Origin of the sequence: Nocardioides sp. (genome assembly GCF_036401255.1) — a bacterium.
Lineage (GTDB): Bacteria > Actinomycetota > Actinomycetes > Propionibacteriales > Nocardioidaceae > Nocardioides.
In genome coordinates this window covers 1-26,696 of the sequence record NZ_DASWVI010000020.1, presented here as the reverse complement: position 1 = coordinate 26,696, position 26,696 = coordinate 1, and the positions used below count along the sequence as shown (strand labels likewise).

The following is a 26,696-nucleotide window of genomic DNA, read 5'->3' as shown; positions in this document are numbered from 1 at the left end:
CACGACCTCCTCGCCGCGCTCGACCGCGGCCCGCTCGAGCAGCAGGTCGCGCACGACGGCGACGAACCGCGGGTCGACGCCGGCGGTGGCGGCGCGGGCGACCGGCAGCCCGAGCCGCTCCGCGGTGGCCATCGCCTCGGTGTCGAGGTCGTAGGCGACCTCCATGTGGTCGGAGACGAACCCGATCGGCACCATCACCACCGCGGGCGTGCCCGCGGCGTGCAGCTGCTCGAGGTGGTCGTTGATGTCCGGCTCGAGCCACGGGATGTGCGGGGCCCCGGAGCGCGAGCAGTAGACCAGCTCGGCGCGGTGGCGGCGGCCCGTCTCCTGACGCACCCGCTCGACGACCTCGTCGGCGACGCTGCGGTGCTGGTCGACGTACGCGTCGCCCTCGGGTCCGCTGGTCGCGGCCATCGACTCCGGCAGCGAGTGGGTGACGAACGCGAGGTGTGCGTCCTCGCGCACCGCCTCGGGGAGCCCCGCGAGCGCGGCGAGCGTCGCGTCGACGATGGGCTCGACGAACCCGGGGTGGTTGAAGTAATGGCGCAGCTTGTCGAGCACCGGAGCGCCCTCGACGTCGGCGACCGCGTCGAAGAGGTTCTCGCGGTACTGCCGACAGCCGGAGTACGACGCGTAGGCGCTCGTCACGAAGCACGCCGCCCGGGTCACGCCGTCGGCCGCCATCTGCCGCAGCGTGTCGGTGAGGTAGGGGTCCCAGTTGCGGTTGCCCCAGTAGACCGGCAGGTCCACCCCGGCGCCGGCGAGGTCGTCGCGCAAGGCGGCGAGGAACGCACGGTTCTGGTCGTTGATCGGCGACCGGCCCCCGAACAGGAAGTAGTGCTCACCGACCACCTCGAGCCGCTCGCGCGGGATGCCGCGGCCCCGGGTGACGTTCTCGAGGAACGGCACCACGTCCTCGGGCCGCTCGGGGCCGCCGAAGGACACCAGCAGGAGGGCGTCGTAGGGACTGGGGTCAGGGGTCATGGAACTCATCGTAGGGACGCCTCGATAACGATTCGTGGGCGGCGCTCCCCCGGCTCTAGGCTCCGGAGCGATGCTCACGTCGTACCGCCGGATCCTGGGTCGTCCCGGCGCTCTCCGCTTCTCGATGGCCGGCCTGTTCGCCCGGCTGCCGATCTCGATGGTCGGCCTCGGCATCGTGCTGCTCGTCTCGGCGGCGACCGGGTCGTACGGCGTCGCCGGGGCCGTCTCGGCGGCGTACATGCTGGCGAACGCGGGCTTCGCGATCCTCCAGGGCCGGCTGCTCGACCGGCTGGGTCAGGGCCGGGTGCTCAGCGTGGCGAGCGGCGGCTTCGGGGTGGCGGTCGCACTGCTGGTCTGGTCGGTGCAGAGCGACTGGCCGATCGTGACGTCCTACGTGTTCGCGGCGATCGGTGGGGCGTTCTTGCCCCAGGTCGGCTCGTGCGTGCGTGCCCGCTGGTCGTTCGTGCTCGAGCGGCCGGCGGACGTGCAGACGGCGTACGCGCTGGAGGCGGTGCTCGACGAGGCGGTGTTCATCCTCGGCCCGATCCTCGTCACGGTGCTGGCCACCGCCTGGCACCCCGTGGCGGGCCTCGCGGTCGCCGTCGTCGCCTGCGTGGTCGGGACGCTGGCGTTCACCGCCCAGACCGCCACCGAGCCGCCCGCGCACCCGAGGTCGGCCACGTCGGAGCCGCGGCCCGCGATGCCCTGGCGCACGGTGGTCGCGCTCGCGATCGTGTGCGCGGCCCTCGGGGTGCTGTTCGGCGCGGCCGAGGTGACGACGGTCGCGTTCGCCGAGGAGCACGGCCACAAGTCGTGGTCGGGTGCCCTGCTCGCGCTGTGGGCCCTGGGCAGCCTGACCGCCGGGGTGCTCACCGGTGCGATCCACTGGCGGCGCGGCCCGGCCGTGCGCGTGCGGTGGGGCGCGCTCGCGATGGCCTGCGCGATGATGCCGCTCACGTTCGTCGGGTCGCTGCCGCTGATGGGGGTCGTCCTGTTCGTGGCCGGCTTCGCGATCGCGCCGACGATGATCGCGACGATGTCGCTGACCGAGGCGACCGTCCCACCCGGCCGCCTCACCGAGGGCATGGCGATCATGCAGACCGGACTGGTCGCGGGCGTCGCGCCCGGCGCCACCCTCAGCGGCCTGGTGGTCGACCACCAGGGCGCGTCCGCGGCGTACCTCGTCTCGGTCGCCGCCGGCCTGGTCGCCGCCGCGGCCGCCCAGGCACTGCCGCGGGAGCGCACTACGATCGCGCCGTGACGGAGTCGGGCGCGTGGACCAACTGGGCGGGCCTGGAGTCGGCGCGCCCGCGACGGGTCGAGGACCCGGCCGACACCGCGGCGGTCGTCGCCGCGGTGGAGCGGGCCCGGGCCGAGGGCACGACCGTGAAGATGGTCGGCACCGGCCACAGCTTCACCGCGATCTCGGCGCCCGAGCACACGATGCTGCGGCCGACGGGGCTCGCCGGGATCACCGCGGTCGACCGGGACGCGATGACGGTGACCGCGCTGGCCGGCACCCGCCTCGCGGACCTCAACCGGGGCCTCGAGGCGCTGGGGCTGAGCCTGCACAACATGGGCGACATCGCCGAGCAGACGCTGGCCGGGGCCACCTCCACCGGCACCCACGGCACCGGCGGCGTCGCCGCGTCGCTGTCGGCCCAGGTCTGCGGCCTCACGATCGTCACCGGCATCGGCGAGGTGCTGAGCGTCACCGAGACCGAGAACGCCGAGCTCCTCGACCTGGTCCGGGTCGGCCTCGGCGCGCTCGGCGTGATCACGACGCTCACCTTCCGGGTGGAGCCGCTGTTCGCCCTGGAGGCGAACGAGACGCCGATGTCCTGGGACGAGGCGCTCGGCGGCTTCGACGAACGGGTCGCGGAGCACCACCACGTCGACACCTACTGGTTCCCCCACACCGACCGGGTGCTGACCAAGACCAACGACCGGCTCGACGCCGACCCGGGCCGGCCCGGCGACCTGGCGCCGCTCTCGCGGCTGCGCGCCTGGTGGGACGACGAGCTCCTCGCCAACCAGGTGTTCGGCGCCCTGCACCTGGTGACCAACCGGGTGCCGGCCGTGGTCCCCACGGTCAACCAGGTCACCAGCCGGCTGCTCTCGGCGCGCACCTACAGCGACGTCGCGCACCGGGTCTTCACCTCCCCGCGCGGCGTGGTCTTCCGCGAGATGGAGTACGCCGTGCCGCGCGCGGCGGGGCTGGCCGCGCTGCGGGAGTGCCGCGCCGCGATCGACGCCTCCGACCTGCGGATCACGTTCCCCGTGGAGATCCGGGTGACCCCGGCCGACGACATCGCGCTCTCGACGTCGTCCGGGCGCGACTCCCTCTACCTGGCGTTCCACACCCACCGCGGCGTCGACCACGTCGAGTACTTCGCGCTGCTCGAGCCGATCCTGCGTGCCCACGACGGGCGGCCCCACTGGGGCAAGGTGCACACCCGGACCGCCGACGACCTGGCCCCGGCGTACCCCCGCTTCGGGGAGTTCCTCGCCCTGCGCGACCGGCTCGACCCCGACCGGGTCTTCGCGAACGCCTATCTGCGCCGCGTCCTCGGCGACTGACCGATGCCGAGTCAGACCGACGCGGGCCCGGTCGGCACCGGCGCCTGCCAGTGCCGCCAGATCGCGAGCAGCCGCCAGACGATGCACAGGCCGCCGCCGGTGACCACCACGACGCCCAGCGGCAGGTCGACGTGGGTGCCGGCGACCACCACGACCGCGCCGGCGAGGGCGGGGGTCGCGTAGAGCTCGCCGCGGAACACCGCGGGCACCCGCGACGCGAGCAGGTCGCGCGCCATGCCGCCGCCGATGCCGGTGAGCATGCCCATCAGCGCCGCCGGGGCCGGCCCGAGCCCGTAGTCGAGCGCCTTGAGCGCACCGGTCACGCAGAACAGCCCGAGCCCGAAGGCGTCGAAGACGTTGACCGCGGGCTCCACCCGTCCGAGCACCGGGTGGTAGAAGAACGCCAGCCCGCCGGCGGCGACCGGCACCAGCAGGTAGCGCCAGTCCTGGAGCGCGGCCGGCGGGGTCGCGTCGATGAGGACGTCGCGCAGGAAGCCGCCGCCGAGTCCCGTGGTGACGGCCAGGACCAGGACACCGAACACGTCGAGGCCCTTGCGGACCCCGACCAGCGCGCCGGTGATCGCGAACACGAAGATGCCCAGCAGGTCGAGGACGACCAGGGTCGTGGAGGGTTCGGTCGATGCCACCCTCGGAGGCTAACCGGCGCGCGGCCTGGCTCCCGGCCCGACGGGCCCGGCTGGCGTAGGCTCGGCGCACCGAAGCCGCACTCGACACGATGGGACAAGGAGCTCGACCACCGATGGCGCACCTCACGCTCGCCGGAGTGAGCGACGACGGGAGGCGCCTGCGCCTGGTGGACCCCGACGGCGTCGAGCACACCGTCGACGTCGACGACCGCCTCCGGGCCGCGCTGCGCGGGGAGACCGCCCGCCGATTGGAGACCAAGATGGACAGTGCCCTCCGCCCTCGCGACATCCAGGCCCGGATCCGCGCCGGGGAGACCCCCGAGGCGGTGGCGCAGGCCGCGCAGACGTCGGTCGACAAGATCATGGCGTTCGCCGCCCCGGTGCTCGCCGAGCGCCAGCACGTGGCCGAGCGCGCCCAGCGCTCGTCGGTACGCCGGACCGATGGAGGCCAGTCCGCGGGCGGTGCCCGCACCCTCGGCGAGGCCACGACCGCCCACCTGCGGTCCGCGAACGTCGACCCCGAGACCGTCGAGTGGGACGCCTGGCGCCGCGAGGACGGGCGCTGGTCGCTGAGCGCGACGTACTCCTCCACCGAGCGGTCCGGCACCGCCGAGCTCACCTTCGACGCCCCGGGCAACTACGTGACCCTCGACAACGACGACGCGCGCTGGCTGGTCGGCGAGCCGGTCGCGGCCGCGCCGGAGCCGCACGACGACCTGCGCCACGTCCGTCAGCGCCGGCTCAGTGCGGTGGGCGAGCTCGACCAGGAGCTGCCGCTCGGCGAGGACGCGATCGGCCTGGTCTCCGAGCAGCCGGTGGAGGCGTTCCTCGACGATGTTCCGCCGAGCGACCCCCAGGTCGCCGTCGAGCAGCACGAGCTGCGCGAGGAGGCGGCCGAGGCCGAGGCCGAGGACGACCTGCACCGCGGCGAGCTGCCTCAGGAGCCGCAGGACGAGGCCCAGCAGGAGCACGAGCACCACGAGCCTCCTGCCCGCCGCCCGGTGAAGAAGACCCGGGGCCGGGCGTCGGTGCCGAGCTGGGACGAGATCATGTTCGGGCCGAGCAGCGGCGACGGCGCGTAGCCGGCCCGTCTCGCCCCCGTCTCGCCCTGTCTCGCCCCTGTCCACCGGGGCGACCCGCGGGTAGCCTCCCGCGCATGTCCTACTTCGTGACCGGTGCCACAGGGTTCATCGGCCGCCACCTGGTCCGCGAGCTGCTCGACCACCGCGAGGGCGAGATCTTCGTGCTCGTCCGCGAGGGCTCGCTGCGCCGCATGGAGGCGCTGATCTCGCGCTGGGACACCGACCGGGTGGTGCCGGTCGTGGGCGACCTCGCGGCCGACCGACTCGGCGTCGACCCCGACTGGATCGAGGACCACCGCGGCGGGAGCGGGCCGGACATCGACCACTTCTTCCACCTCGCGGCGATCTACGACATGACCGCCGACGACGAGACCAACGAGACCCTGAACGTCGGCGGCACCCGCAACGCGCTGGGTCTCGCCGAGGCCCTGGGCGTGGGCTGCTTCCACCACGTCTCCTCCGTGGCCGCGGCCGGCGAGCACCACGGCCCCTTCGACGAGTCGATGTTCGACGAGGGACAGCACCTGCCCTCGGCGTACCACCGCACGAAGTTCGAGTCCGAGCGGATCGTGCGCGAGGAGGCCGTGGTGCCGTGGCGGGTCTACCGCCCCGCGATCGTCGTCGGCGCCTCCGACACCGGCGAGATGGACAAGATCGACGGCCCCTACTACTTCTTCGCGGCGATGAAGCTGATGCGCGACCGGCTGCCGTCGTGGCTGCCGCTGGTCGGCGTCGACCTCGGCGACACCAACCTGGTCCCCGTCGACTACGTCGCGGCCGCGATGGACCATCTCGCCCACCTGCCCGAGCGCGACGGCGAGGCGTTCCACCTGGTCAACCCCGAGCCGCAACCGGTCGTCGACATGGTCAACGCGTTCTGCGCGGCGGCCGGGGCGCCCCGGTTCGCGACGCCGATCGACCGGGGGCTGACCCGGCGGCTCCCCCGCGCCCTGACCCCGGCGGGCCTGCTCAACACCCTGGCCGGCAACGGCGCGGTCCAGTCCACGCTCGACCTGGTCACCAGCCGGGTCGGCATCCCCGCGGAGGTGCTCGCCCACACGTCGTTCCCGGCCGTGTTCGACTCCCGCCGCACCGAGCAGGCGCTGGCCGGCTCGGGCATCGGCGTGCCCGACCTGGAGTCCTACGCCCGCACGCTGTGGACCTACTGGGAGGAGCACCTCGACGAGTCCACCGGCCGCGACCCGCGGGTCCGCGAGCGGCTCCAGGGCAGGTACGTCGTGGTCACGGGCGCCTCGTCCGGCATCGGCAAGGTGACCGCGCTCAAGGTCGCGCAGGCGGGCGGCACCCCGATCCTGGTGGCGCGCGGCAAGGAGAAGCTCGACGAGCTGCGGGACCTGATCGAGGCGCGCGGCGGCACCGCCGTGGTCCAGCCGTGCGACCTGTCCGACCTCGACGCCATCGACGCGCTCTGCGAGACGCTCACCGCCGAGCTGCCCTCGATCGACTTCGTCGTCAACAACGCCGGCCGGTCGATCCGCCGATCGCTGCGGCTCTCCCAGGACCGGTTCCACGACTTCGAGCGCACCATGCAGCTCAACTACTTCGGCGCGGTGCGGCTGGTGATGGGCCTGGTCCCCGCGATGCGCGCCAATGGAGGCGGCCACGTCGTCAACGTCTCCTCGATCGGGGTGCAGACGAACCCGCCGCGGTTCTCGGCGTACGTCGCCTCCAAGGCCGCGCTGGACTCGTGGAGCAACGTGGTGTCCTCGGAGCTGTTCGGCGACGGCATCACGTTCACCAACATCCACATGCCGCTGGTGCGGACGCCGATGATCGCGCCCACCAAGCTCTACGACAAGTTCCCCACGATCTCACCGGCGCAGGCGGCCGACCTGGTGATCGAGGCGATGGTCGAGCGGCCCCACGAGATCAACACCGCGCTCGGCAACGCCGGCGCGATCGCGCACACGCTGACACCCAAGCTGGCGTTCCGGGTGCTCAACATGGCCTACCACGTGTTCCCGGACTCGGCGGCCGCCCAGGGGAAGGCGCAGGGCGAGGCCTCAGGCGGGACCCGGGAGTCCGAGCAGATCATGCTGGCGAAGATGTTCAGGGGCGTGCACTGGTAGACCGCTCGACCGGCCGCCGCGGGTCGGTGATCCAGCCCGACCAGCTGCCCGGATAGAGCGCCGCCCGGATGCCGGCGAGCTCGAGCGCGATGACGTCGTGCACGGCGGTCACGCCGGACCCGCAGTAGACCGCCGTGTCCTCCTCACCGGTCACGCCGGCGGCGGCGTACAGCGCCCGCAGCTCCTCGGGGCTGCGGAACCGCCCGTCGGCGCGCAGGTTGGTCGTGGTCGGCACGTTGACCGCACCGGGGATGTGCCCGGCGACCGGGTCGATCGGCTCGGTCTCGCCGCGGTAGCGCTCCGGCGCGCGGGCGTCGACGAGGACCGGTACGTCGGGCACCCCGTCGGCCTCGACGACCGGCATCGCGCCGGGGCGGGCGGTGAAGTCGCCGGGCTCGGGCGGCACCGCGACCGCCTGGACGACGCCGCCGCTCTCCACCCACGCGGGCCACGCCCCGTCAAGCACCCGGACGTCCACGTGGCCGTGGTAGCGCAGCAGCCACCAGGCCCGGCCGGCCGCGAGGCCCGACCAGTCGTCGTAGACCACGACCGGCCGGTCGTCACGGACGCCCGCCCGGCGCATCGCGGCCTCGAAGTCGGCGGGCGTCGGCAGCGGGTGCCGACCACCCACGCCCGGAGGCGCGGCTAGGTCGGCGTCGAGGTCGACGTACGCCGCTCCCGGCACGTGACCGGCGTCGAACTCGGGGCGTCCGCTGGCCCCGCCCGTCCGGTAGCGCACGTCCAGGACGGTCACCGACCCGAGGGCGTCGGCGAGCTCGGCGGCGGAGATCAGCGGGGAGGCCATGAGCCCATCTTGGCGGAACGGACGGGCGTGACAGGATGCGCCCCGTGGCTGAACTGCACTTCTTCACCGGCACCATGGACTCGGGCAAGTCGACGCTGGCGCTCCAGACCAACCACAACCACTCGGCGCGCGGCCGGGTGGGCCGGCTGTTCACCACCCACGACCGGGCCGGGCAGGCGACGCTGTCGAGCCGCCTGGGCCTGACCCACGAGGCGCTCGAGGTCGACCGCGACTTCGACTTCTGGCGCTACGTCGTGCACTCGCTCACCCAGGGCGGGCGCATCGACTACCTGATCTGCGACGAGGCGCAGTTCTACACCCGTGACCAGATCGACCAGCTCGCCAAGATCGTCGACGAGCTGCAGATCGACGTGTTCGCCTTCGGCATCCTCACCGACTTCCGCACCCAGCTGTTCGAGGGCAGCGCCCGGCTCGTCGAGCTGGCCGACCGGATGAACGTCCTCCAGGTGGAGGCGCTGTGCTGGTGCGGCAAGCGCGCCACCCACAACGCCCGCACCGAGAACGGCGCGATGGTCGTCGAGGGGGAGGTGATCGTGGTCGGCGACGTCGACGCGGTCGACCAGCCGCCCGCCGAGGTGGCCTACGAGGTGCTGTGCCGCCAGCACCACCGCCGCCGGCTCACGGCCGCCCGCGCCAAGGCGGTCTCGCTGGCCCCGGAGCCGCTGCCGTTCGGCTGAACGCGATCCCTCAGCCGGTGATGACGCCGCCGAGCCGGCCGCGAGCGGCGAGGTCGTCGGCGAGGAACTCCCGCAGCAGGTCGACCGCCTGCACGATCTTCTGGCTGCGCAGCCGGTAGTAGACGGTCGTGCCGACCCGCCGGGTCGTCACCATGCCCCGGTCGCGCAGGACGGCGAGGTGCTGGCTGGCGTTGGACTGGCTGATCCCGAGCGCCTCGGAGAGGTCGCCGACCGAGAGCTCACCGTCGCGCAGCTCGTTGATGATCAGCAGCCGCTTGGGGTCGGCGATCGCCTTGCACACGCGGGCGTGCAGCTCCTGCAGCTCGGCTGCGATGTCTCGGTCCACGTGTGCTCCCTCCACCCGCGGCTCGTGCGCCGGTCGATGGGCCAGTCTAGTGCCGTCACTGCGGCGTGGCGGCCACCCCCAGCACGACGGCGACGGCGGCCACGGACAGCAGCACGGTGCCCCAGGCCGTCCACCGCACCAGCCTCGGCCCCATCGGCGTCCCGCCGGAGGTGACCTGCCGGATCGTGTGCTCGTAGCGCCGCTCGACGAGGAGGAGGAGCGCGAGCGCACCGGCGAGCCCGACGACCCCGGGGGTGGCCAGCGCGATGCGGCTCTCCGCGTCGTGCACCAGCAGCGCCGACACCCCGCCCAGGCCGAGCGCCGTGCGCTGCCAGGCCATCGCGGTGCGCTCGGGTTGCAGCCCGGTGTCCCGCCCGGCGCCCAGCCCGGCCCCCTGCTCGGTCACGACCCGGCCATCTCGACGACCGTCAGCGCCAGCGCGACGGCGGCGGCCAGGGTCAGCACGCCCGCGACCAGGCGCGGGATCGGCGAGCGCGGGAGGTCCGCACCCACGCGCATCGCGCGCTCGGTGCGCTCCCAGTGCCGGTAGGACACCCCGGCGAGCACGCCGCCCAGGAGGATCATCAGCAGGCCGAGTGCGTGCCGCACCAGCGCCGGGCCGGGGCCGTACTGCACCAGCGCGACCCCGGCCGCCATCAACGCCAGGGCGGTGCGCACCCAGGCCAGGAACGTGCGCTCGTTGGCCAGGGTGAAGCGGTAGTCGGGCGCCTCCCCGACCTCGCTCAGCGGGAGGCGGTCGGCCGACCCGGACGACGCCACGGACTCGGACCGTCTCACAGCAGCGACGTCGAGGCCGCGCACTGGTTGCGGCCGACGTCCAGGACGTCGATCTCGTCCTCGGGCGGTGCGACCTGGCCGGCGTTGACGCGCCGGATCACGTCGTAGGACTCCGGCGCCGCGGGCAGCGAGGTGACGATCTCCTCGACGAACCTCTCCATCGCCCGCTCGTTGAGCAAGGTGGCGGTGAACACGTCCTCGAGCGTCGTCACGACCAGGCCGTCGGGGTTCACCTCCTCGGCGCTCGACCAGTGCGCGGGGGCGATGAGGGTCTGCGGCGGCAGCGGCCGCAGGCGTTCGTGCACGCTGCGGAACAGGTCGCGCGCGAGCTCCTCGGCCTGACCGGTGAGGTCGGGGCGTCCCAGGCCGCGGACGAAGACGGTGTCCCCGACGAGCAGGACGCTGTCGCTGACCAGCAGCGCGATCGTGCCCGGGGTGTGTCCGGGCAGGTGCATGCTCAGCACCCGCACCTCGGCGTCGCCGAGGTCGAGGACGTCGCCGTCCTTGAGCGGCCGGTTGGGGAACGGGACGACCCCGCCCGCGTCCTCGGGCGGCAGGTGGTACTCCACCCCCAGCTGGGCCGCCAGCGCCGGCCCGCCGCTGACGTGGTCGGCGTGCACGTGCGTGTCGACGACGTGGGCGACGGTCATGTCGTGCTCGGCCGCGAGCTCGAGGTAGGCCTCGGGCTGCCGGGTCGGGTCCACGACGATGCAGCGCTGGCCGGGCACGCCGACGACGTAGGACAAGCAGGCCTTGGCCGGGCGCAGGAACTGCCAGACCCGCACCGGTCCGGGCAGGTCCGCGATCTCGAACGGCACCAGCAGCCGGTTCCAGGCGTCGGTGCCGCCCTCGAGCGACCGGGCCCGCCGGCCGAGACCCTCGAACTCCTCGGCCACCAGCTGCGAGCCGTTGCCCTGGCCGCAGACCACGATCGCGTCCTCGACGGTCCGCTGGGCCTCGGCCTCGAGCTCCTCGAAGACGCGGTAGACCGGGACGTTGCGCGTCGGAACGGGCCGGTGTGCCTCGACCTTGCTGAGCTCGAACTCGTCGATGTTGCGGACGTCGAGGATCTCGACGACCTGTCCCGCGTTGATCGCGTGGAACAGCTCCAGGGGGGTGATGGGTTGGGTCACGCCAGCTCCTACAAGTCGGGGATTCGGGAGTCTTGTTATATGCGCAATCACGAATGTAGTGTCCTGGCTCACACCACGCAATGGCCGGTCACCGCCCATCCCCGCCGGTGGCCCCGCAGGCGAAAGGACGCCGCCGATGAGCGACGAAACGCCCGAGAGCATGACGATCGTCGCCTGGAGCGGCGACCTGGACCGGATGTGGCCGACGCTGATCCTGGGCTCGACCGGGGCGGCGTACGGCATGCGCACCACGATCTTCTTCACGTTCTGGGGACTCTTCCCGCTCGTGCGCGACGACGTCCGGATCACCGGCAAGAACGCGATGACCAAGGCGCTGGCCGGGATGAACCGCCCCGGGATCAGCCACATGAAGCTCTCCAAGCTCCAGATGGCCGGCGCGGGCGCCTGGATGATGAACAAGCTCGCCCGAGACGACAAGGTCGCCAGCCCCAAGGACCTCCTCGAGATGTGCCTCGAGCTCGACGTCAACCTGTGGCCCTGCGAGATGACCATGGAGATGTTGGGCCTGCGCCCCGATCAGCTCATCGACGGCGTCGGCACGCCGGTGGGCGCCGCGACCGCCCTGTCGGAGATGAGCAGGTCCCAGGTCAACCTCTTCATCTGACCCCAGCCGCCCCCTAACCGACCCAGCACCCCATCCAGCACCCACCCCGCCCCGCCCCGCATCCCACAAGGAGCACACCCCATGGAGCACCAGGTCACCCTCACGATCGACGCCAAGGGCAAGAAGTGTCCGATGCCGGTCCTGCTCACCTCGAAGGGGATCAAGGAGATCGACGCCGGGCAGATCATGCTCGTCGAGGCCACCGACGGCGGCTCGAAGAGCGACATCCCGTCGTGGGCCAAGGACACCGGGAACGAGCTGCTCGAGGCCAGCGCCGAGGACGGCGTCTACCGCTACTACATCCGGAAGGCGTGAGCAGGGGGTGCAGTACGGCTTCGCCATCGACCAGCGCACCTGCATCGGCTGTCATGCCTGCACGGTCGCCTGCAAGACCGAGCACGAGGTGCCGCTCGGCCAGTTCCGCACCTGGGTGAAGTACGTCGACAGCGGGTCGTTCCCCGACACGACCCGCTCGTTCGGCGTGATGCGATGCAACCACTGCACCGACGCCCCGTGCGTGAAGATCTGCCCCACCCAGGCGCTCTTCAAGCGCGAGGACGGCATCGTCGACTTCGACAACGACCGGTGCATCGGCTGCAAGTCGTGCATGCAGGCCTGCCCGTACGACGCGATCTACATCGACGCCGACACCCACACCGCGGCCAAGTGCAACATGTGCGCGCACCGGGTCGACGAAGGGCTCGAGCCCGCGTGCGTCGTCGTCTGCCCGACGCACTCGATCTGGGTCGGCGACCTCGACGACCCGACCAGCGGCATCGCCCGGCTGGTCGCCACCGAGGAGACGACCGTGCGGTCGCCGGAGCAGGGCACCGGCCCGAACGTCTTCTACCTCGGCGCCGACCGGGCGGTCCTCGATCCCCTGGCCGCGCCCGTGGACGACACCTACCTGTGGGCCCGGCCCGACGCCCAGCGGCTCGCGATCCAAGACGACGTGGACCGCGACCACGTGACCGGCGCCCGGACCACGCTCAACACCGCCCACCCGCGGCCCTGGGGCTGGAAGGTCGTGACCTACCTGTGGACCAAGGGCGTCGGGGCCGGCGCGCTGGCGCTCGCGCTGCTGGCGCACCTGATGGGGGTGGAGCTCGGCGCGCTCGGCGACCGGGTCGCCCCGGCCCTGGGCCTGTTCGGCGCGGCGACCACCGGGGCGCTGCTGGTCTGGGACCTCAAGCGACCGGAGCGGTTCCTGTTCATCTTCTTGAAGTCGAACTGGACCTCCTGGCTGGTGCTCGGCGCCTACGTGCTGTCGGCGTTCTCGGGCGGTGCGATCCTCTGGGCCCTCGCCGCGGAGCTCGACGTCGGCTGGGCGATGACCACGCTCGCGTGGCTCGGGATCCCGGTCAGCGCGCTGATGGCCGGCTACACGGCGTTCCTGTTCGGCCAGGCCGAGGGCCGCGACCTGTGGCAGTCGCCGCTGCTGTTCTGGCACCTGCTCGTGCAGGCCGTGATGGTCGGCAGCGGCGCGCTCGCGGTCGCCGGCCTCGCGCTCGACCTCTCCGACGAGGCCTGGGACCTGCTGGCCGTCTCGTTCGTCGTCGCGACGGCCGCGCACCTGCTGATGCTGGCCCTGGAGTACGCCGGGCGGCACGCCAGCCGCCAGGCGGCCGTGGCCGCCCACATCGTCGCCCGGGGCCGCTACGCGCCGCTGTTCCGGCTCGGGGCCGTCCTCCCGGCCGCGGTGGCGCTCCTGCTCGGCGCCCTCACCTGGGGCGACGTCGGCACCGTGCCGCTCGCGATCGCGGGCCTGCTCGTGCAGCCGGCGCTGATCGCCTACGAGAGCGTCTTCGTGCGCGCCGGGCAGGACCCGCCCCTCTCATGACCCACCCGAACGGAGCACGCGTGAACCCCGAAGTGAACCTGCCCGGTGCCCGCCGCCACGAGCGGCTGCGCAACTACCCGCCGGTCGAGGAGTGGGACCACCACGTCGAGTACGACGCCAAGGCCCATCCGCGGAAGGTGCCGCACACCTACTCGCTGATCCCGACGATCTGCTTCAACTGCGAGTCGTCCTGCGGCCTGCTCGCCTACGTCGACCACGAGGACCTCTCGATCAAGAAGTTCGAGGGCAACCCCGCCCACCCGGGCTCCCGCGGCCGCAACTGCGCCAAGGGCCCGGCGACGATCAACCAGGTGCACGACCCCGAGCGGATCCTCCACCCGCTGCGCCGGGTCGGCGAGCGCGGCTCCGGCCGGTTCGAGCAGGTGTCCTGGGAGGAGGCGCTGGCCGACATCGCGGGCCGGATCCGCGCCGCGATCGTCGAGGGCCGCCGCGACGAGGTGATGTACCACGTCGGCCGCCCCGGAGAGGACGGGTTCGTCGAGCGCGTGCTCCAGGCCTGGGGAGTCGACGGCCACAACAGCCACACCAACGTGTGCTCGTCCGGCGGCCGCTCCGGCTACACCCACTGGATGGGCTACGACCGGCCCTCGCCGGACTACGCCAACGCCAAGACGATCGTGCTGCTCTCCTCGCACCTGGAGACCGGGCACTACTTCAACCCGCACGCCCAGCGGATCATGGAGGCCAAGCAGAACGGCGCGAAGGTCGCCGTGCTCGACCTGCGGCTGTCCAACACCGCCTCGCACGCCGACCTCTGGATCGCCCCGTGGCCGGGCAGCGAGGCGGCGATCTTCCTCGCGGTCGCGGCGTACCTCCTGCGCACCCGCCGGATCGCGACCGACTTCCTGCGCCGGTGGGTCAACTGGGAGGTCTACCTCGAGCGGCTGCACCCCGATGCGCCCCGCGACTTCGAGGTGTTCCTCGACCGGCTGACCGAGGACTACGCGAGCTACACGTTCGAGTTCGCGGCGTCGGTCGCGCACGTCCCCGTCGAGCAGGTGGAGCGGCTCGCCGCGATGGTCGCGGACGCCGGCACCCGGCTGGCGACCCACACCTGGCGCTCCGCCGCGGCCGGCAACCTCGGCGGGTGGCAGATCGTCCGCAGCCTGTTCTTCCTCAACGTGCTGACCGGCAGCGTCGGGACCGAGGGCGGCACGCACCCCAACGGGTGGGACAAGTTCATCGCCCACTTCCCCGACATGCCCGAGGCCAACGACACCTGGAGCGAGATGCTCTGGCCGCAGGAGTACCCGCTCACCACCAACGAGATGTCGATCCTGCTGCCGCACCTGCTCAAGGACGGGCGCGGGCACCTCGAGGTGTACTTCAGCCGCGTCTACAACCCGCTGTGGGTCAACCCCGACGGGTTCACCTGGATCGACGTCCTCAAGGACGAGTCGAAGATGGGCCTGCACGTCGCCCTCACGCCGACCTGGAGCGAGTCGGCCACGTTCGCCGACTACGTGCTGCCCATGGGGCACGCCTCCGAGCGGCACGACACGATGTCCTTCGAGACCCACACCGCCAAGTGGCTCGCGTTCCGGCAGCCGGTCACCCGGGTCGCCATGGAGCAGCGCGGCATCCCCTACCGCGACAGCCGCGACACCAACCCCGGCGAGGTCTGGGAGGAGAACGAGTTCTGGTTCGAGCTGTCCTGGCAGATCGACCCCGACGGGTCGCTGGGCATCCGGCGCTACTTCGAGTCCCAGGAGCGTCCGGGCGAGCGGATGACCCAGGACGAGTACTACGAGATCCTGTTCTCCCGGAGCGTCCCCGGCCTCCCCCAGGCCGCCGAGGCGCAGGGCCTGACGCCGCTGCAGTACATGCGCAAGTACGGCGTCTTCGAGGTGGCCAAGGACCTCTACCGGCTCGACGAGCGGCCGCTCACCGACGCCGAGCTCGCCGACGCCGTGCCCGACGAGCACGGCGTGCTGCGCAAGCCCGTGACCCTCGACAGCCAGCCCCCGCTCGTCGGCGAGGCCGGCGCCGTCGGCGTCCGGCACGAGGACGGCACCGCGACCGCCGGCTGGCTCTCGCCCTCGCGCAAGCTCGAGCTCTACTCCACCACGCTCGCCGACTGGGGGTGGCCGGAGCAGGCGACGCCGGGCTACATCGAGTCGCACGTCTCGGCCCGCAACATCGACCGGGACGCCTCGGAGTTCGTGCTGATGCCCAACTTCCGTCTGCCGACCCTGATCCACACCCGGTCGGGCAACGCCAAGTACCTCAACGAGATCGCGAACACCCACCCGCTGTGGTTCAACCGGGCCGACGCGGCCGCGATGGACGTGCACACCGGGGACCTGGTCCGCGTGACCACCGAGATCGGCCACTTCGTGGTCCGGGCCTGGGCGACCGAGGCGATCCGGCCGGGCGTCGTGGGCCTGTCCCACCACATGGGCCGCTGGCACCAGGACGGCCACCCCGGCAGCCGCTGGGTGATGGGCAAGGTCGACCTCGACCGCAGCGAGGACGGCATCTGGCGGCTGCGCTACCTCGAGGGCGTCCAGCCGTTCACCAGCGAGGACCCCGACTCGGAGCGGATCTACTGGGACGACCCGGGCGTCCACCAGAACCTCGCGTTCCCGGTGCAGCCCGACCCGGTCTCCGGCATGCACTGCTGGCACCAGAAGGTGCGCATCGAGAAGGCCCGCCCCGAGGACCGGTACGGCGACGTCGAGGTCGACGTCAACCGGTCGCGCGAGGTCTACCGCCGGTGGCTCGCGATGGCGCGGCCGGGCCCGGGCCCCGGCGGCCTGCGCCGGCCGGAGTTCCTCATGCGGCACGTGACGCCCAAGCGCTCGGCGTACGTCGCCGCCGGCCGGACCGCCGACGGCGCCGCGCGATGAGCCTGCTGTCGGGCCGCCGCCCCCAGGTCGACGTCGCCGCGGTCCGATCGGCGTTGGCGGTGGTCGAGGACCCGGAGCTGCGGCTGCCGCTCGACGAGGCCGGCATGCTCGGCGGGATCGAGGCCGGGCGCGACGGCAGCGTCCGGGTGACCGTCCGGCTCACGACGCCGTCGTGCCCGCTCAAGGACACGCTCGCCCGGGACGTCACGGCCGCGGTCGGCGCGGTCGCGGGCGTGGGCCGGGTGGACGTGGCGTTCGCGGCGATGAGCGAGCCGGACCGGATGGCGCTCGCGTCCCGGCTGCGCGGCAGCCGCGGGTCCGGGCACCCCTTCGGGCCCGGCTCGACGACCGCGGTCTACGCGGTGGCCAGCGGCAAGGGCGGCGTCGGGAAGTCCACGGTGACGGCCAACCTGGCCGTGGCGCTCGCCCGGCAGGGCAAGCGGGTCGGGGTGCTCGACGCGGACGTGTGGGGCTACTCGATGCCGCACCTGTTCGGCGTACGCCGGGCACCGGTCGCCCTGAAGGGGCTGATGCTGCCCGTCGACGCCCACGGCGTCGCGCTGATGTCGGTCGGCTTCTTCGTCGACGACGAGGAGCCGGTCGTGTGGCGCGGCCCGATGCTGCACAAGGCGATGGAGCAGTTCCTCGGCGACGTGCACTGGGGCGATCTCGACGTGCTCCTGCTGGACCTGCCGCCCGGGACCGGCGACGTCACGATCTCGCTGCTCGAGCTGGTGCCCGACGCGCAGCTGATCGCGGTGACGACCCCACAGCCGGCCGCGCGGACCGTGGCCGAGCGGGTGGGCCGGATGGCGCTGAACGCCCGGATGCCGATCGCCGGCGTGGTGGAGAACATGTCGGCGCTCGTGTGCGGGTCCTGCCAGGAGAGCACCGCCCTGTTCGGCTCCGGTGGCGGCGAGGAGCTCGCGGCCGCGGTGGGGGCGCCGCTGCTCGGGCAGGTCCCGCTCGACGTCGCCCTGCGGGAGTCCGGCGACGCCGGCGTGCCCGCGGTCCTGGCGGCCCCCGGCTCGCCCGGGGCCCGCGCGCTGAGCCGGGTGGCCGCGGACCTGCCCGTCGTACGCCGCAGCCTCGTCGGCCGCCCACTGCCCCTCAGCGTGGTCGGAGGGTGAGCGCACCGAGGGTTTCCCCTCTTCCGCCCTACCGCTCGGTAGCCCTAGTCTCCGTGATCGTGGTCACACTCCGGGCTCGGACCCGCCTCCTCAGCGTCCTGACCGTTCTCGCCGCCGCCCTCGCCGGGCTGCTGTTCGCGGCCCCACCGCAGGCCCGGGCCGACGGGCCCGGCGTCGGCACTCCATGGGTCGTCACGCTCGGCGACTCCTACATCAGCGGCGAGGCCGGCCGGTGGGCCGGCAGCAGCAACGCCTCCTCCAGCCGCGCCGACGCGCTGGGCTCCACGGCGTACTACGACAACGCCGCGGGCACCGGCGAGACCATCAACCGCTGCCACCGCAGCAAGGCCGCCGAGGCCTACATCGGCGGTGGCGTCAACGGCCTCAACCTCGCCTGCTCCGGCGCGAAGACCGCGACGTCGAACGGCGACAACTTCAAGCCCGGTCTCGACTTCTTCGACGACGGCGCCGGCAGGCTCGGCCAGGCGAAGATGCTCCAGCAGTTCGCCGCCACCCACCGGGTCGGCATGGTGGTCGTCTCGATCGGCGGCAACGACTTCAACTTCGCCGACGTCGTCACCTCGTGCGTCTCGGACTTCTTGACCTCGCCGACCTGGTGGAAGGACTACTGCTACGACGACAGCTCCGTGAAGGCCAACTTCACCGCCAGCAACGTCGCCGCGGTGCGGGCCCGGATCGCCGGCGCGCTGCGCAACGTCGCGGCCGCGATGCGCAACGCCGGGTACGCCGACTCCCAGTGGACCCTGCTCGTGCAGAACTACCCGAGCCCGATCGCGCGCGGGTCCGGCTTCCGCTACTCCGAGAGCGGCTACACCCGGCAGAGCACCGGCGGCTGCGGGTTCTGGAACAAGGACGCCGACTGGGCCAACGACTCGGCGCTGCCGACGATCAACGGCGCGGTCTTCGGCGCGGTCGCCGACTCCGGCCTGACGAACACCCGCACCCTCGACCTGTCCTCGGCCTTCAACGGCCGACGGCTGTGCGAGAACACCGTCGGGCTCTACGAGGAGAAGGGCATCGCGAACTGGACGTCGCCGGGCGCGGTCGACCAGACCGAGTGGATCAACCAGATCCGGACCGTGAGCACCTGCTGCTCGGGCAGCCCGTACTACATCCAGGAGTCCCTGCACCCGAACTACTGGGCGCAGCTGGCCACCCGCTCGTGCGTGCGCCAGGCGTGGAACGGCGGCGCGCCGCGCAGCGGGAAGTGCGCGATCGCCGGCACCGGCCTGCTCAACGGCGAGCCGCGGATGCGACTGGGCTGACGCCGGCCTGCGGGGGCCGGCGACCCGGCCCCCGCATCGCCGCATGCAGCCCGGGTGCGGCGTACCGGACCGCCTCGTCGACCGACATCGACGCGACGGGCTCCATCTGCAGCCAGTAGCGCATCACGATGAGCCCGGCGATCTGGACGGCGACCGCGCCGGCCCGCGCCGAGGCGTCCGCCCCGCCCAGCGCGTCGGCCAGCGCCCCGGCCATCTCGCTCTGGACCACCTCGCGCAGCAGCCGGAGGACCTCGGGCTCGTGCGCCGCGCTGGCGACCAGCATCCGCAGCGGTCGGCCGAGATCGGGGTCGTCCCAGACGGTCAGGACCGTGCGGAGCACCCGCTCCGGGAACGTCGCGAGGTCGCCGGCCAGCACCGTCCGCATCATCTCCGGCGGGTTCACCGTGAGGGCGAGCGCCGCCCCGAACAGGCCCTTCTTCGAGCCGAAGTAGTAGGCGACCAGGGCCTGGTCGACACCGGCCTCCCGCGCGATGCCACGCATCGTCACACCCTGGTAGCCGTTCTCGAGGAACAGCCGCCGGGCCACCTCCAGGATTTCCGCGCGGGTCTCCGGCTTGCCGGCCCGCCGGCCGCGCCGCGACCCCTCGGCCGCGCTCATCGCTCCGCGCCTCCGGTCCCATAATTCATCACCCTTGAAATCTAGCCGGCGCGGGCGGGACCGTGAACCCATCAGCGACGAGATCCGAGCACAGGAGGCCGAGATGAGGACGACGACACGACCGGCGGGCACCCAGGAGGGGTCCGGCCGCGGGGTGATGCCGGTGATCGTGGTGGCGCTCGCCGCCGTGGTCTCCGCGATCTCCGCGCTCAACCTGGCGGCACCCTCGATCGCCCGCGACCTGAGCGCCGACCAGACCCAGATCGCCTGGGTCGTCGACGCCTACGCGCTGACGTTCGCGGCCCTGCTGCTGCTCGCCGGCGCCATCGGCGACCGCTACGGCCGCCGCCGGGCCCTGCTCGCCGGGCTCGTCGTCTTCGTCGTCGGCTCCGGGGTCGCGATGCTCGCCCAGGACCCCGGCCAGCTGATCGCCGTGCAGGCCGTGCTCGGCGCCGGCGCCGCCCTGGTCATGCCGGCGACCCTGTCCACGATCACCAGCACGTTCCCACCGGAGCGCCGGGTCCGCGCGGTCGGCACCTGGGCCGGCGTGGCCGGCGCCAGCGCGATGCTCGGGCTGCTCGCCACCGGGCTCCTGCTCGAGGCCTGGTCGTGGCGGTCGGTGTTCGCCTTCAACCTGGCGATGGGGCTGATCGCCCTCGTCGGGACCGTCGTCGCCGTGCCCGAGTCGGCCGACCCGGACGCGCCCCGTCTCGACCTGGTCGGCGCGCTGCTGTCGGTGGCCGGCCTCGGGCTCGTCGTCTACTCGATCATCGAGGCGCCCACGGAGGGCTGGGACAGCGCCCGCACCCTCGGCGGCCTCGGCGCCGGCCTGGTCGTGATCCTCGGATTCGTCGCCTGGGAGCTCACGCGTCCGAACCCGCTGCTGGACCCCCGGCTGTTCCGGCTGCGCGGGTTCGCCACCGGCACCGTGACGATCACCGTGCAGTTCTTCGGGTTCTTCGGCTTCATCTTCCTGATCGTGCAGTACCTCCAGCTGGTCCTCGACCGCAGCGCCCTGATGGCCGCCCTGAGCGTGGTGCCGCTGGCACTCGTGATGATGCCGTCCGCCCGCGGCCTGGCGCCCCGCGTGGTCGCCCGGCTCGGCGCCCGGCCGGTGATGGCCGGCGGGCTGCTGCTGGTCGCGAGCGGCTTCGGCGTACTCTCCCGGCTGGACGCGGACAGCTCCTACCTCCCGCTGCTGTGCGGCCTGGTGCTGCTCGGGGCCGGGATGGGCCTGGCGATGACGCCCGCGACGAGCTCGATCACCGACGCGCTCCCCCCGGCCCAGCAGGGCGTGGGGTCGGCGGTCAACGACCTGGCGCGCGAGCTCGGCGCCGCCCTCGGGATCGCCGTGCTCGCCAGCGTCCTGCAGTCGGTCTACCGCGACGAGCTGCGGCTCCCCCCGTTGCCGCCGGCCGCGGCGGAGCAGGCCCGATCCTCGTTCGGCGCCGCGAGCCACATGGGCGACGCCGTCGCGGGACCCGCCCAGCTGGCCTTCGTCGAGGGCATGCAGACCGCGCTGGCCTGGGCGGCGTGGACCACCGGGGCGATGCTGCTGGTCGTGCTCGCCCTCGGCGTGCTCCTGCGCCCCCGGACCGCCACCGACACCGCGCCGGCGGTCAGCTCAGCAGCAGCGGGATCAGCATCTCCTCGGCCGTGAGCGAGCCGTGCAGCCCGACCAGCTTGGCCTCGTAGGGGAACGCCGAGGTGGACAGGATCGCCAGGTCGCCCCGGCAGGCGACGACCACGTCGCCGAGCCGGGGCAGCACCGACGGCGAGACCGGGCCGAACCAGCCCCGCCCGATCGCCGTCGCACGGGACATCACCTCCGCGCGGTCGCCGAGCACCTCGGCCCAGGTGGCCACGACGTCCTCGACCGCCCCGCCGTGGCAGTACAGGTGACGGAAGCGGGCCTCACCGCCGAGCAGCGCTACCCCCGAGCGCAGGTCGGCGTGGTCGTCGACGTCGACGCGGCTCGCGGGCGGTGAGTCCACCATCCCGTGGTCGGCGACGACCAGGAGCCGGACGTGGCCGGGCAGCGCCTCACGCAGCTGCTCGGCCTCGGCGTCGATCATCGCGAGCTGCTGGAGCCACTGGCTCGAGGCGACGCCGTAGCGGTGGCCGGTCCAGTCGAGGTCGCCGTCGTACAGGTAGGTCAGCGAGGCCGGCTCCGCCGACGCCGCGACCGCCGCGGCGATCCGCTCGCCGACCTTGTCGGCGCCGACGTACTCCGCCCCGCGGTGCGCCGCGACCGTGAGCCCGCTGCGCGCGAACTCGCGCTTGTTGACCACCGTCACCGTGCCGCCGGCCTCGCGCAGCCGCGCGAACGCGGTCGGGTGCGGCTGCCAGGCCACGGGGTCGACGTCCTTGTCCCACATCAGCGCGTTGAGCAGCCGGTCCGTGCCGGGCACCCGCGAGGTGAAGCCCACGAGCCCGTGCGCACCCGGGGTGAGCCCGGTGCCGAGCGAGGTCAGGCTGGTGGCCGTCGTCGACGGCACGCCGGACGTGCCCGGCGGCTGGGCGGTGAGCTGCCCGGCGAGGAACGGCGCCGCGTGGGAGTAGCGCTCCAGCAGCCGGGCGCCGAGCCCGTCGACGAGGAACACGACGTACGCCGGGGCGGGCGGGAGCTCCATCCCGGTCGGCGTCCCGTCGGCGAGCCGGAGACCGAGCGCGGCGGCCACGGCCGGCACCACGTCCCCGAGCGAGCGGTCTCCGTAGGCGGGATCGAGGAACGCCACCTCAGTGGTCGCGGGAGTCCGCGTGCGTCAGCGCCGAGAGCTGCTCGGCGAAGGACAGCAGGCCCGCCACGGCCTCGGCGCCGTCGGCGGCGGCCGAGACCCGCAGGGAGAAGTCGTCGGAGGCCAGGACGCCGGTGTAGCCGTGGTCGGCGTCGCACTCGGGGTCGCTGCACCCGGCCGGCTCGAGGTCGACGCGGCTGACGCCGCCCCAGCCGATCGTCATCACGGCCTCGGCCGGCTGGCTCGGCCCCGAGGTCGGGTTCGCGATCATCCGGGTGACGACGACCGACTTGACCGCCGAGAGTCGGATCGCCTCGGTGGAGGTCGACGTATACGGCTCCGGGAGCAGGTCGTCACCCTCGTGCTCGTCGGTGTGGGCCAGGATCAGCCGGCTCGGTGTCAGCACGACCACGGACAGGTGCCGGCGCACCTCGTCACGCTCGAAGGTGGGCTCGTGGTGCACGAAGAACGACACGACCTGCTCGCCCGCCACCGCTCCGGCCACGCCGTCGGCGACGACCTCGGGGTAGTAGCCGGTGCGGTCGATCGCGTCCCTGAGCTCGACGGCCCGGTCGTGGTCCTCGCTGATCCTGCTGCTCCGCATGCGTGCAGTCTGTCACGCGTCCCGGACGCTCAGCCGGGCAGCGTGTCGCCCGCGGGCGTCGGCATCCGGCGCACGAACCAGTCCGAGCGCGGGTCGGCGACCGGGTCGACCCGGCCCGCGGCGGTCAGCACGGTCGCGCCGTCGGCGCCGGCGAGCACCAGCGACAGCTCGAGCGCGCTGACCTGCGGGAGGTCGTTCTGCAGCTGGGCGACGCGCTGGATCAGCCGCTCGATCTCGGCGACGTCGACGACCTCGCTGCCGCGATAGCCGAACAGCATCGGTGAGGACTTGATCTCGCGCACCATGGCCGCGGCGTCGCGCGCGCCGAGCGGCGGGATCCGGAACGCCTTGTCGGCGAGCAGCTCGGTCAGCGGCCCGGCGATGCCGAAGGAGACCACGGGCCCGAACAGGGGGTCCTCGATGCTGCGGATCGCGACCGGGACCCCGGGCGAGGAGTTCTTCTGCACCACGAAACCGGCCCGCTTGGGGTCGGTGATCACGTGACTGAGGGAGTCCCAGGCGTCGCGCATCTCCTCGACGTTGTCGATGTTGCGCCACACGTGGGCGAGGTCCGGCCGCTCGCGCAGGTGCTCGGCGGTCGCCTTCAGCACCACGTCCCAGCCCAGCTCCGCACCGGCGGCCACCGCCTCCTCGCAGGTCGCGACCGGCCGGGCCTGCCACAGCTCGATGCCGTACGCCGACAGCAGCGCGGTGACCGTCGCGAGGTCCAGGTCGGCGCCCTCGGGGTGAGCGGCGAGCGCCTCGTTGACGAGCCGCTTGGCGGCCGCCGTGTCCACCTCCGCCGGGTCCAACGGCTCGCCGTCGGGGGTCCGCAGCCACACGGCGTACTCCACGACGCGCGCCAGCGCCCGGACCGCCGCCTCCACGCCGGGGTACGACGGCACCGACCCGCGCCCCGCCGTCGAGCCGGCGACGTCGGGCACGCGCAGCAGCTCGGGGACGCCCTCCGCGCCGAGGAACGACGACACCAGCGGCTTGTCGGACTGCTCCCCCACGGCCGCCAGCACGTTCGCGACGTCCTCGCCCGAGACGTTGATCGGCGGCACGTAGACCGCGACGACCGAGTCGACGTCGGGGTCGTCGATGGCGGCGTCGAGCGCATCCTCGAAGTCCTCCGCGCTCGCGTCGGCGCCCAGTGCCGTGGACTTGTTCACGACCAGGCCGACGGCGGCCGCCGCGTCCGCCGCGAGCAGGCCGAGGGCGTCGGAGTTGCCGACGATCGCGACGCGACGTCCCCGCGGCAGCGGCTGGTGGGCGACCAGCTGGGCGACGTCGAACATCTCCTCGAGCGTGTCGACCTGGATCACGCCCGCCTGGCGGAACATCGCGTCGACGGCGGCGGGGGGCGCGACGATCTTGCGCACCGCGTGGCCCATCGGGACGCCCTGGGTGGTGCGTCCCGACCGCACCGCGATGATCGGCTTGCGCAGAGAGACCCGGCGGGCGATCCGGGAGAACTTGCGCGGGTTGCCGATGGACTCGAGGTAGAGCAGCACGACCTCGGTGGAGTCGTCCTCCTCCCAGTACTGCAGCAGGTCGTTGCCGGACACGTCGGCGCGGTTGCCGGCGCTCACGAACGTGGAGAGCCCCAGTCCGCGGTTGTAGACCTTCTCCAGGATCGCGGTCCCGAGCGCACCGGACTGGCAGAAGAACCCCGCCCGGCCGCGCGGGGGCATCAGCGGCGAGAGGGACGCGTTGAGCGAGACCGACGCGTCGGTGTTGATGATGCCCAGCGCGTTGGGTCCGATCAGCCGCAGCCCGTAGGAGCGCGAGAGGCCGACGAGCTTGCGCTGGCGCAGCCGGCCCTCCTCGCCGGTCTCGGCGAAGCCCGAGGAGATCACCACCAGGCCGTGCACGCCCTTGGCGGCGCAGTCGAGCACGACGTCTTGCACCGCCTCGGCCGGCACCGCCACGATCGCGACGTCGACGTCGTCGGGGATGTCCGAGACGGTCTTGAACGTCGGGAGCCCGGAGACCGCGCTCGAGCTGGGGTTGACCGCGTAGACGCGGCCGGCGAAGTCGCCGAGCACCAGGTTGCGCACCAGCGCCTGGCCGATCGTCTCCTGACGACGGCTCGCGCCGATGACCGCGACCGAGCGGGGGTTGAAGAACTTCTCGATCGAGGCCGCCTCGGCCCGGTGCTCGCGGCTCATCATCACGCCGATCGCGGTGTCGGTGGGGTCGATGGAGAACTCCAGCTGCAGCACCCCCTCGTCGTACTCGCTCACCACGCGGTAGCCGGCGTCACGGAACGTCTGGATCATCCGGGTGTTGTCGGGCAGCACCTCGGCGACGAACCGCTCGATGCCGCGCTCGCGGCCGGCCTGGGCGAGGTGCTCGAGCAGCAGCTGGGCGATGCCGCGACCCTGGTGCTGGTCCTCGACGAGGAACGCGACCTCCGCCTCCCCCGGCTTGACCAGGTCGTAGCGCCCGACCGCGATGATCTGGCCCTGGAGCGTGAGCACGAAGGCGACCCGGCCGATGTGGTCGACGTTGGTGAACCGGTCGAGGTCGCGCTCGGAGAGCCGCGGCATCGGCGAGAAGAACCGGTAGTACTTCGACTCGTCGGACACGCGGGCGTAGAACTCGACGAAGACCTCGCGGTCGTCGGGCCGGATCGGGCGGATGTGCGCCGTCCGGCCGTCCCGCAGCAGGACGTCGGCCTCCCAGTGGGCGGGGGCGTTGGTCGGCGCTTCCTGCTGGGTCACAGCGAGAAATCTACCGGCCCGGGCCCCCCGCGGCGTGCCCGCGCCGGATCCGTCGGCGAGGGCAGGGACAATGGCGGGCATGGCACGAGGCAAGACGACGAGCGAGCTCCCCGACGACTTCGAGGAGCACATCCTCGACACCGACATCAAGCAGGAGATGGAGTCGTCCTTCCTCGAGTACGCCTACTCGGTCATCTACTCCCGGGCACTGCCGGACGCCCGCGACGGCCTCAAGCCCGTGCAGCGCCGGATCCTGTTCACGATGAACGACATGGGCCTGCGGCCCGACCGCGGCCACGTCAAGAGCGCCCGCGTCGTCGGTGAGGTCATGGGTCGTCTGCACCCCCACGGCGACGGCGCGATCTACGACGCGCTGGTCCGGATGGCCCAGCCCTGGGCGATGCGGATCCCGATGGTCGACGGCCACGGCAACTTCGGGTCTCCCGACGACTCCCCGGCGGCCATGAGGTACACCGAGTGCCGGATGGCGCCGCCGGCGGTGGCGATGACCGCGTCGATCGACGAGGACACCGTCGACTTCAAGCCCAACTACGACAGCCGCGAGTTCGAGCCGGCCGTGCTGCCGGCCGCGATCCCGAGCCTGATCGTCAACGGCACCACCGGCATCGCGGTGGGCATGGCGACCAACTGCGCGCCGCACAACCTGGTCGAGGTCGTGCAGGCGCTGCGCCACCTGATCACCCACCCGTCGGCGTCGGTCGACGACCTGATGCGGTTCATCCCCGGCCCCGACCTGCCGACCGGCGGCAAGATCGTCGGCCTCGACGGCGTCCGCGACGCCTACGAGACCGGCCGCGGCACGTTCCGGATGCGCGCCACCGCCCGGGTCGAGAACGTCACCAACCGGCGCAAGGGCATCGTCGTGACCGAGCTGCCCTACGGCGTCGGCACCGAGAAGGTCATCGAGCGGATCAAGACCCTGGTCCAGGGCAAGAAGCTGCAGGGCATCTCCGACATCAAGGACCTCACCGACCGCGACAACGGGCTGCGGCTGGTCATCGAGGTCAAGAACGGGTTCGTCCCCGAGGCGCTGCTCGAGCAGCTCTACAAGCACACGCCGATGGAGGACAC

General features: G+C 72.7%; 24 protein-coding genes. 13 read left to right on the top strand and 11 right to left on the bottom strand.

The window, feature by feature from the left end; translation table 11 throughout:
- The coding region (locus VGD85_RS00800) for a ferrochelatase (RefSeq protein WP_331061547.1) at window positions 1-984 on the bottom strand (984 nt) is incomplete at its 3' end.
- Window positions 985-1,054: 70 nt separating this feature from the next.
- On the opposite strand from VGD85_RS00800, the gene VGD85_RS00795 reads away from it, so the two are divergent.
- Both VGD85_RS00795 and VGD85_RS00790 read left to right on the top strand, forming a co-directional pair.
- Window positions 1,055-2,245: an MFS transporter gene (locus tag VGD85_RS00795; RefSeq protein WP_331061546.1), complete on the top strand. Its 1,191-nt coding sequence runs from the start codon at window positions 1,055-1,057 to the stop codon at window positions 2,243-2,245.
- Window positions 2,242-3,564: a D-arabinono-1,4-lactone oxidase gene (locus tag VGD85_RS00790; RefSeq protein WP_331061545.1), complete on the top strand. Its 1,323-nt coding sequence runs from the start codon at window positions 2,242-2,244 to the stop codon at window positions 3,562-3,564. The genes VGD85_RS00795 and VGD85_RS00790 overlap by 4 nt, the downstream gene beginning before the upstream one ends.
- Window positions 3,565-3,575: 11 nt before the next feature.
- On the opposite strand, the gene VGD85_RS00785 is transcribed toward VGD85_RS00790, so the two are convergent.
- The gene (locus tag VGD85_RS00785) at window positions 3,576-4,211 is read right to left on the bottom strand and encodes a trimeric intracellular cation channel family protein (RefSeq protein WP_331061544.1); all 636 of its coding nucleotides are present in this window, start codon (window positions 4,209-4,211) and stop codon (window positions 3,576-3,578) included.
- Between the two features lie 113 nt (window positions 4,212-4,324).
- On the opposite strand from VGD85_RS00785, the gene sepH reads away from it, so the two are divergent.
- Window positions 4,325-5,293, top strand: a complete 969-nt coding sequence (gene sepH / locus VGD85_RS00780) for a septation protein SepH (RefSeq protein WP_331061543.1) — start codon at window positions 4,325-4,327, stop codon at window positions 5,291-5,293.
- A 74-nt stretch (window positions 5,294-5,367) separates the two neighbouring features.
- The gene (locus VGD85_RS00775; RefSeq protein ID WP_331061542.1) at window positions 5,368-7,383 is read left to right on the top strand and encodes an SDR family oxidoreductase; all 2,016 of its coding nucleotides are present in this window, start codon (window positions 5,368-5,370) and stop codon (window positions 7,381-7,383) included.
- Here VGD85_RS00775 and VGD85_RS00770 read toward each other — a convergent pair.
- Window positions 7,364-8,188 (bottom strand): sulfurtransferase, encoded by an 825-nt coding sequence (locus VGD85_RS00770; RefSeq protein WP_331061541.1) that lies wholly within the window; start codon window positions 8,186-8,188, stop codon window positions 7,364-7,366. The two genes, VGD85_RS00775 and VGD85_RS00770, sit on opposite strands and share 20 nt — an antisense overlap.
- A gap of 44 nt (window positions 8,189-8,232) precedes the next feature.
- On the opposite strand from VGD85_RS00770, the gene VGD85_RS00765 reads away from it, so the two are divergent.
- Complete coding sequence (locus VGD85_RS00765) at window positions 8,233-8,886, top strand: thymidine kinase (protein ID WP_331061540.1); 654 nt, start codon at window positions 8,233-8,235, stop codon at window positions 8,884-8,886.
- 10 nt (window positions 8,887-8,896) lie between these two features.
- On the opposite strand, the gene VGD85_RS00760 is transcribed toward VGD85_RS00765, so the two are convergent.
- From VGD85_RS00760 to VGD85_RS00745, 4 genes are read right to left on the bottom strand one after another with little or no spacing between them, the layout of a single operon-like run.
- Window positions 8,897-9,232 carry a metalloregulator ArsR/SmtB family transcription factor gene (locus tag VGD85_RS00760; protein WP_331061539.1) on the bottom strand — a complete coding sequence of 112 codons (336 nt, stop codon included), beginning with the start codon at window positions 9,230-9,232 and terminating at the stop codon, window positions 8,897-8,899.
- Between the two features lie 55 nt (window positions 9,233-9,287).
- Window positions 9,288-9,638, bottom strand: a complete 351-nt coding sequence (locus VGD85_RS00755) for a DUF202 domain-containing protein (protein WP_331061538.1) — start codon at window positions 9,636-9,638, stop codon at window positions 9,288-9,290.
- On the bottom strand, window positions 9,635-10,012 hold the full coding sequence (locus VGD85_RS00750) for a YidH family protein (RefSeq protein WP_331061537.1): 378 nt from the start codon (window positions 10,010-10,012) through the stop codon (window positions 9,635-9,637). The genes VGD85_RS00755 and VGD85_RS00750 overlap by 4 nt, the downstream gene beginning before the upstream one ends.
- Window positions 10,013-10,026: 14 nt before the next feature.
- Window positions 10,027-11,163 (bottom strand): MBL fold metallo-hydrolase, encoded by a 1,137-nt coding sequence (locus VGD85_RS00745; RefSeq protein WP_331061536.1) that lies wholly within the window; start codon window positions 11,161-11,163, stop codon window positions 10,027-10,029.
- Window positions 11,164-11,299: 136 nt separating this feature from the next.
- On the opposite strand from VGD85_RS00745, the gene VGD85_RS00740 reads away from it, so the two are divergent.
- From VGD85_RS00740 to VGD85_RS00715, 6 genes are all read left to right on the top strand, one after another.
- A complete protein-coding gene (locus VGD85_RS00740; RefSeq protein WP_331061535.1) occupies window positions 11,300-11,788 on the top strand; it encodes a DsrE/DsrF/DrsH-like family protein in 489 nt (162 codons plus the stop codon).
- Between the two features lie 81 nt (window positions 11,789-11,869).
- The gene (locus VGD85_RS00735) at window positions 11,870-12,103 is read left to right on the top strand and encodes a sulfurtransferase TusA family protein (protein ID WP_331061534.1); all 234 of its coding nucleotides are present in this window, start codon (window positions 11,870-11,872) and stop codon (window positions 12,101-12,103) included.
- A gap of 7 nt (window positions 12,104-12,110) precedes the next feature.
- Window positions 12,111-13,628 carry a 4Fe-4S dicluster domain-containing protein gene (locus VGD85_RS00730; protein WP_331061533.1) on the top strand — a complete coding sequence of 506 codons (1,518 nt, stop codon included), beginning with the start codon at window positions 12,111-12,113 and terminating at the stop codon, window positions 13,626-13,628.
- Between the two features lie 20 nt (window positions 13,629-13,648).
- Window positions 13,649-16,498 carry a molybdopterin-dependent oxidoreductase gene (locus tag VGD85_RS00725; RefSeq protein ID WP_331061532.1) on the top strand — a complete coding sequence of 950 codons (2,850 nt, stop codon included), beginning with the start codon at window positions 13,649-13,651 and terminating at the stop codon, window positions 16,496-16,498.
- Complete coding sequence (locus tag VGD85_RS00720) at window positions 16,495-17,628, top strand: Mrp/NBP35 family ATP-binding protein (protein WP_331061531.1); 1,134 nt, start codon at window positions 16,495-16,497, stop codon at window positions 17,626-17,628. Before VGD85_RS00725 ends, VGD85_RS00720 begins: the two co-directional genes overlap by 4 nt.
- A gap of 59 nt (window positions 17,629-17,687) precedes the next feature.
- Window positions 17,688-18,914: a hypothetical protein gene (locus VGD85_RS00715; RefSeq protein ID WP_331061530.1), complete on the top strand. Its 1,227-nt coding sequence runs from the start codon at window positions 17,688-17,690 to the stop codon at window positions 18,912-18,914.
- Here VGD85_RS00715 and VGD85_RS00710 read toward each other — a convergent pair.
- On the bottom strand, window positions 18,883-19,533 hold the full coding sequence (locus tag VGD85_RS00710) for a TetR family transcriptional regulator (RefSeq protein ID WP_331061529.1): 651 nt from the start codon (window positions 19,531-19,533) through the stop codon (window positions 18,883-18,885). The genes VGD85_RS00715 and VGD85_RS00710 overlap by 32 nt on opposite strands.
- 103 nt (window positions 19,534-19,636) lie before the next feature.
- On the opposite strand from VGD85_RS00710, the gene VGD85_RS00705 reads away from it, so the two are divergent.
- Entirely contained in the window at window positions 19,637-21,193 is a 1,557-nt protein-coding gene (locus tag VGD85_RS00705) for an MFS transporter (RefSeq protein WP_331061528.1), read from the top strand.
- Here VGD85_RS00705 and VGD85_RS00700 read toward each other — a convergent pair.
- Genes VGD85_RS00700 through VGD85_RS00690 form a run of 3 tightly spaced genes read right to left on the bottom strand, consistent with a single transcriptional unit; the run spans window position 21,153 to window position 25,604 of the window.
- On the bottom strand, window positions 21,153-22,271 hold the full coding sequence (locus VGD85_RS00700) for a nucleotide pyrophosphatase/phosphodiesterase family protein (protein WP_331061527.1): 1,119 nt from the start codon (window positions 22,269-22,271) through the stop codon (window positions 21,153-21,155). The genes VGD85_RS00705 and VGD85_RS00700 overlap by 41 nt on opposite strands.
- 1 nt (window position 22,272) lies before the next feature.
- Window positions 22,273-22,875, bottom strand: coding sequence for a DUF5998 family protein (locus tag VGD85_RS00695; RefSeq protein WP_331061526.1), 603 nt, complete (start codon window positions 22,873-22,875; stop codon window positions 22,273-22,275).
- A gap of 29 nt (window positions 22,876-22,904) precedes the next feature.
- A complete protein-coding gene (locus VGD85_RS00690; protein WP_331061525.1) occupies window positions 22,905-25,604 on the bottom strand; it encodes a GNAT family N-acetyltransferase in 2,700 nt (899 codons plus the stop codon).
- A gap of 79 nt (window positions 25,605-25,683) precedes the next feature.
- Between VGD85_RS00690 and VGD85_RS00685 the strand changes: the two genes are divergently transcribed.
- A partial coding sequence (locus tag VGD85_RS00685) for a DNA gyrase subunit A (protein WP_331061524.1) occupies window positions 25,684-26,696 on the top strand: 1,013 nt, incomplete at its 3' end.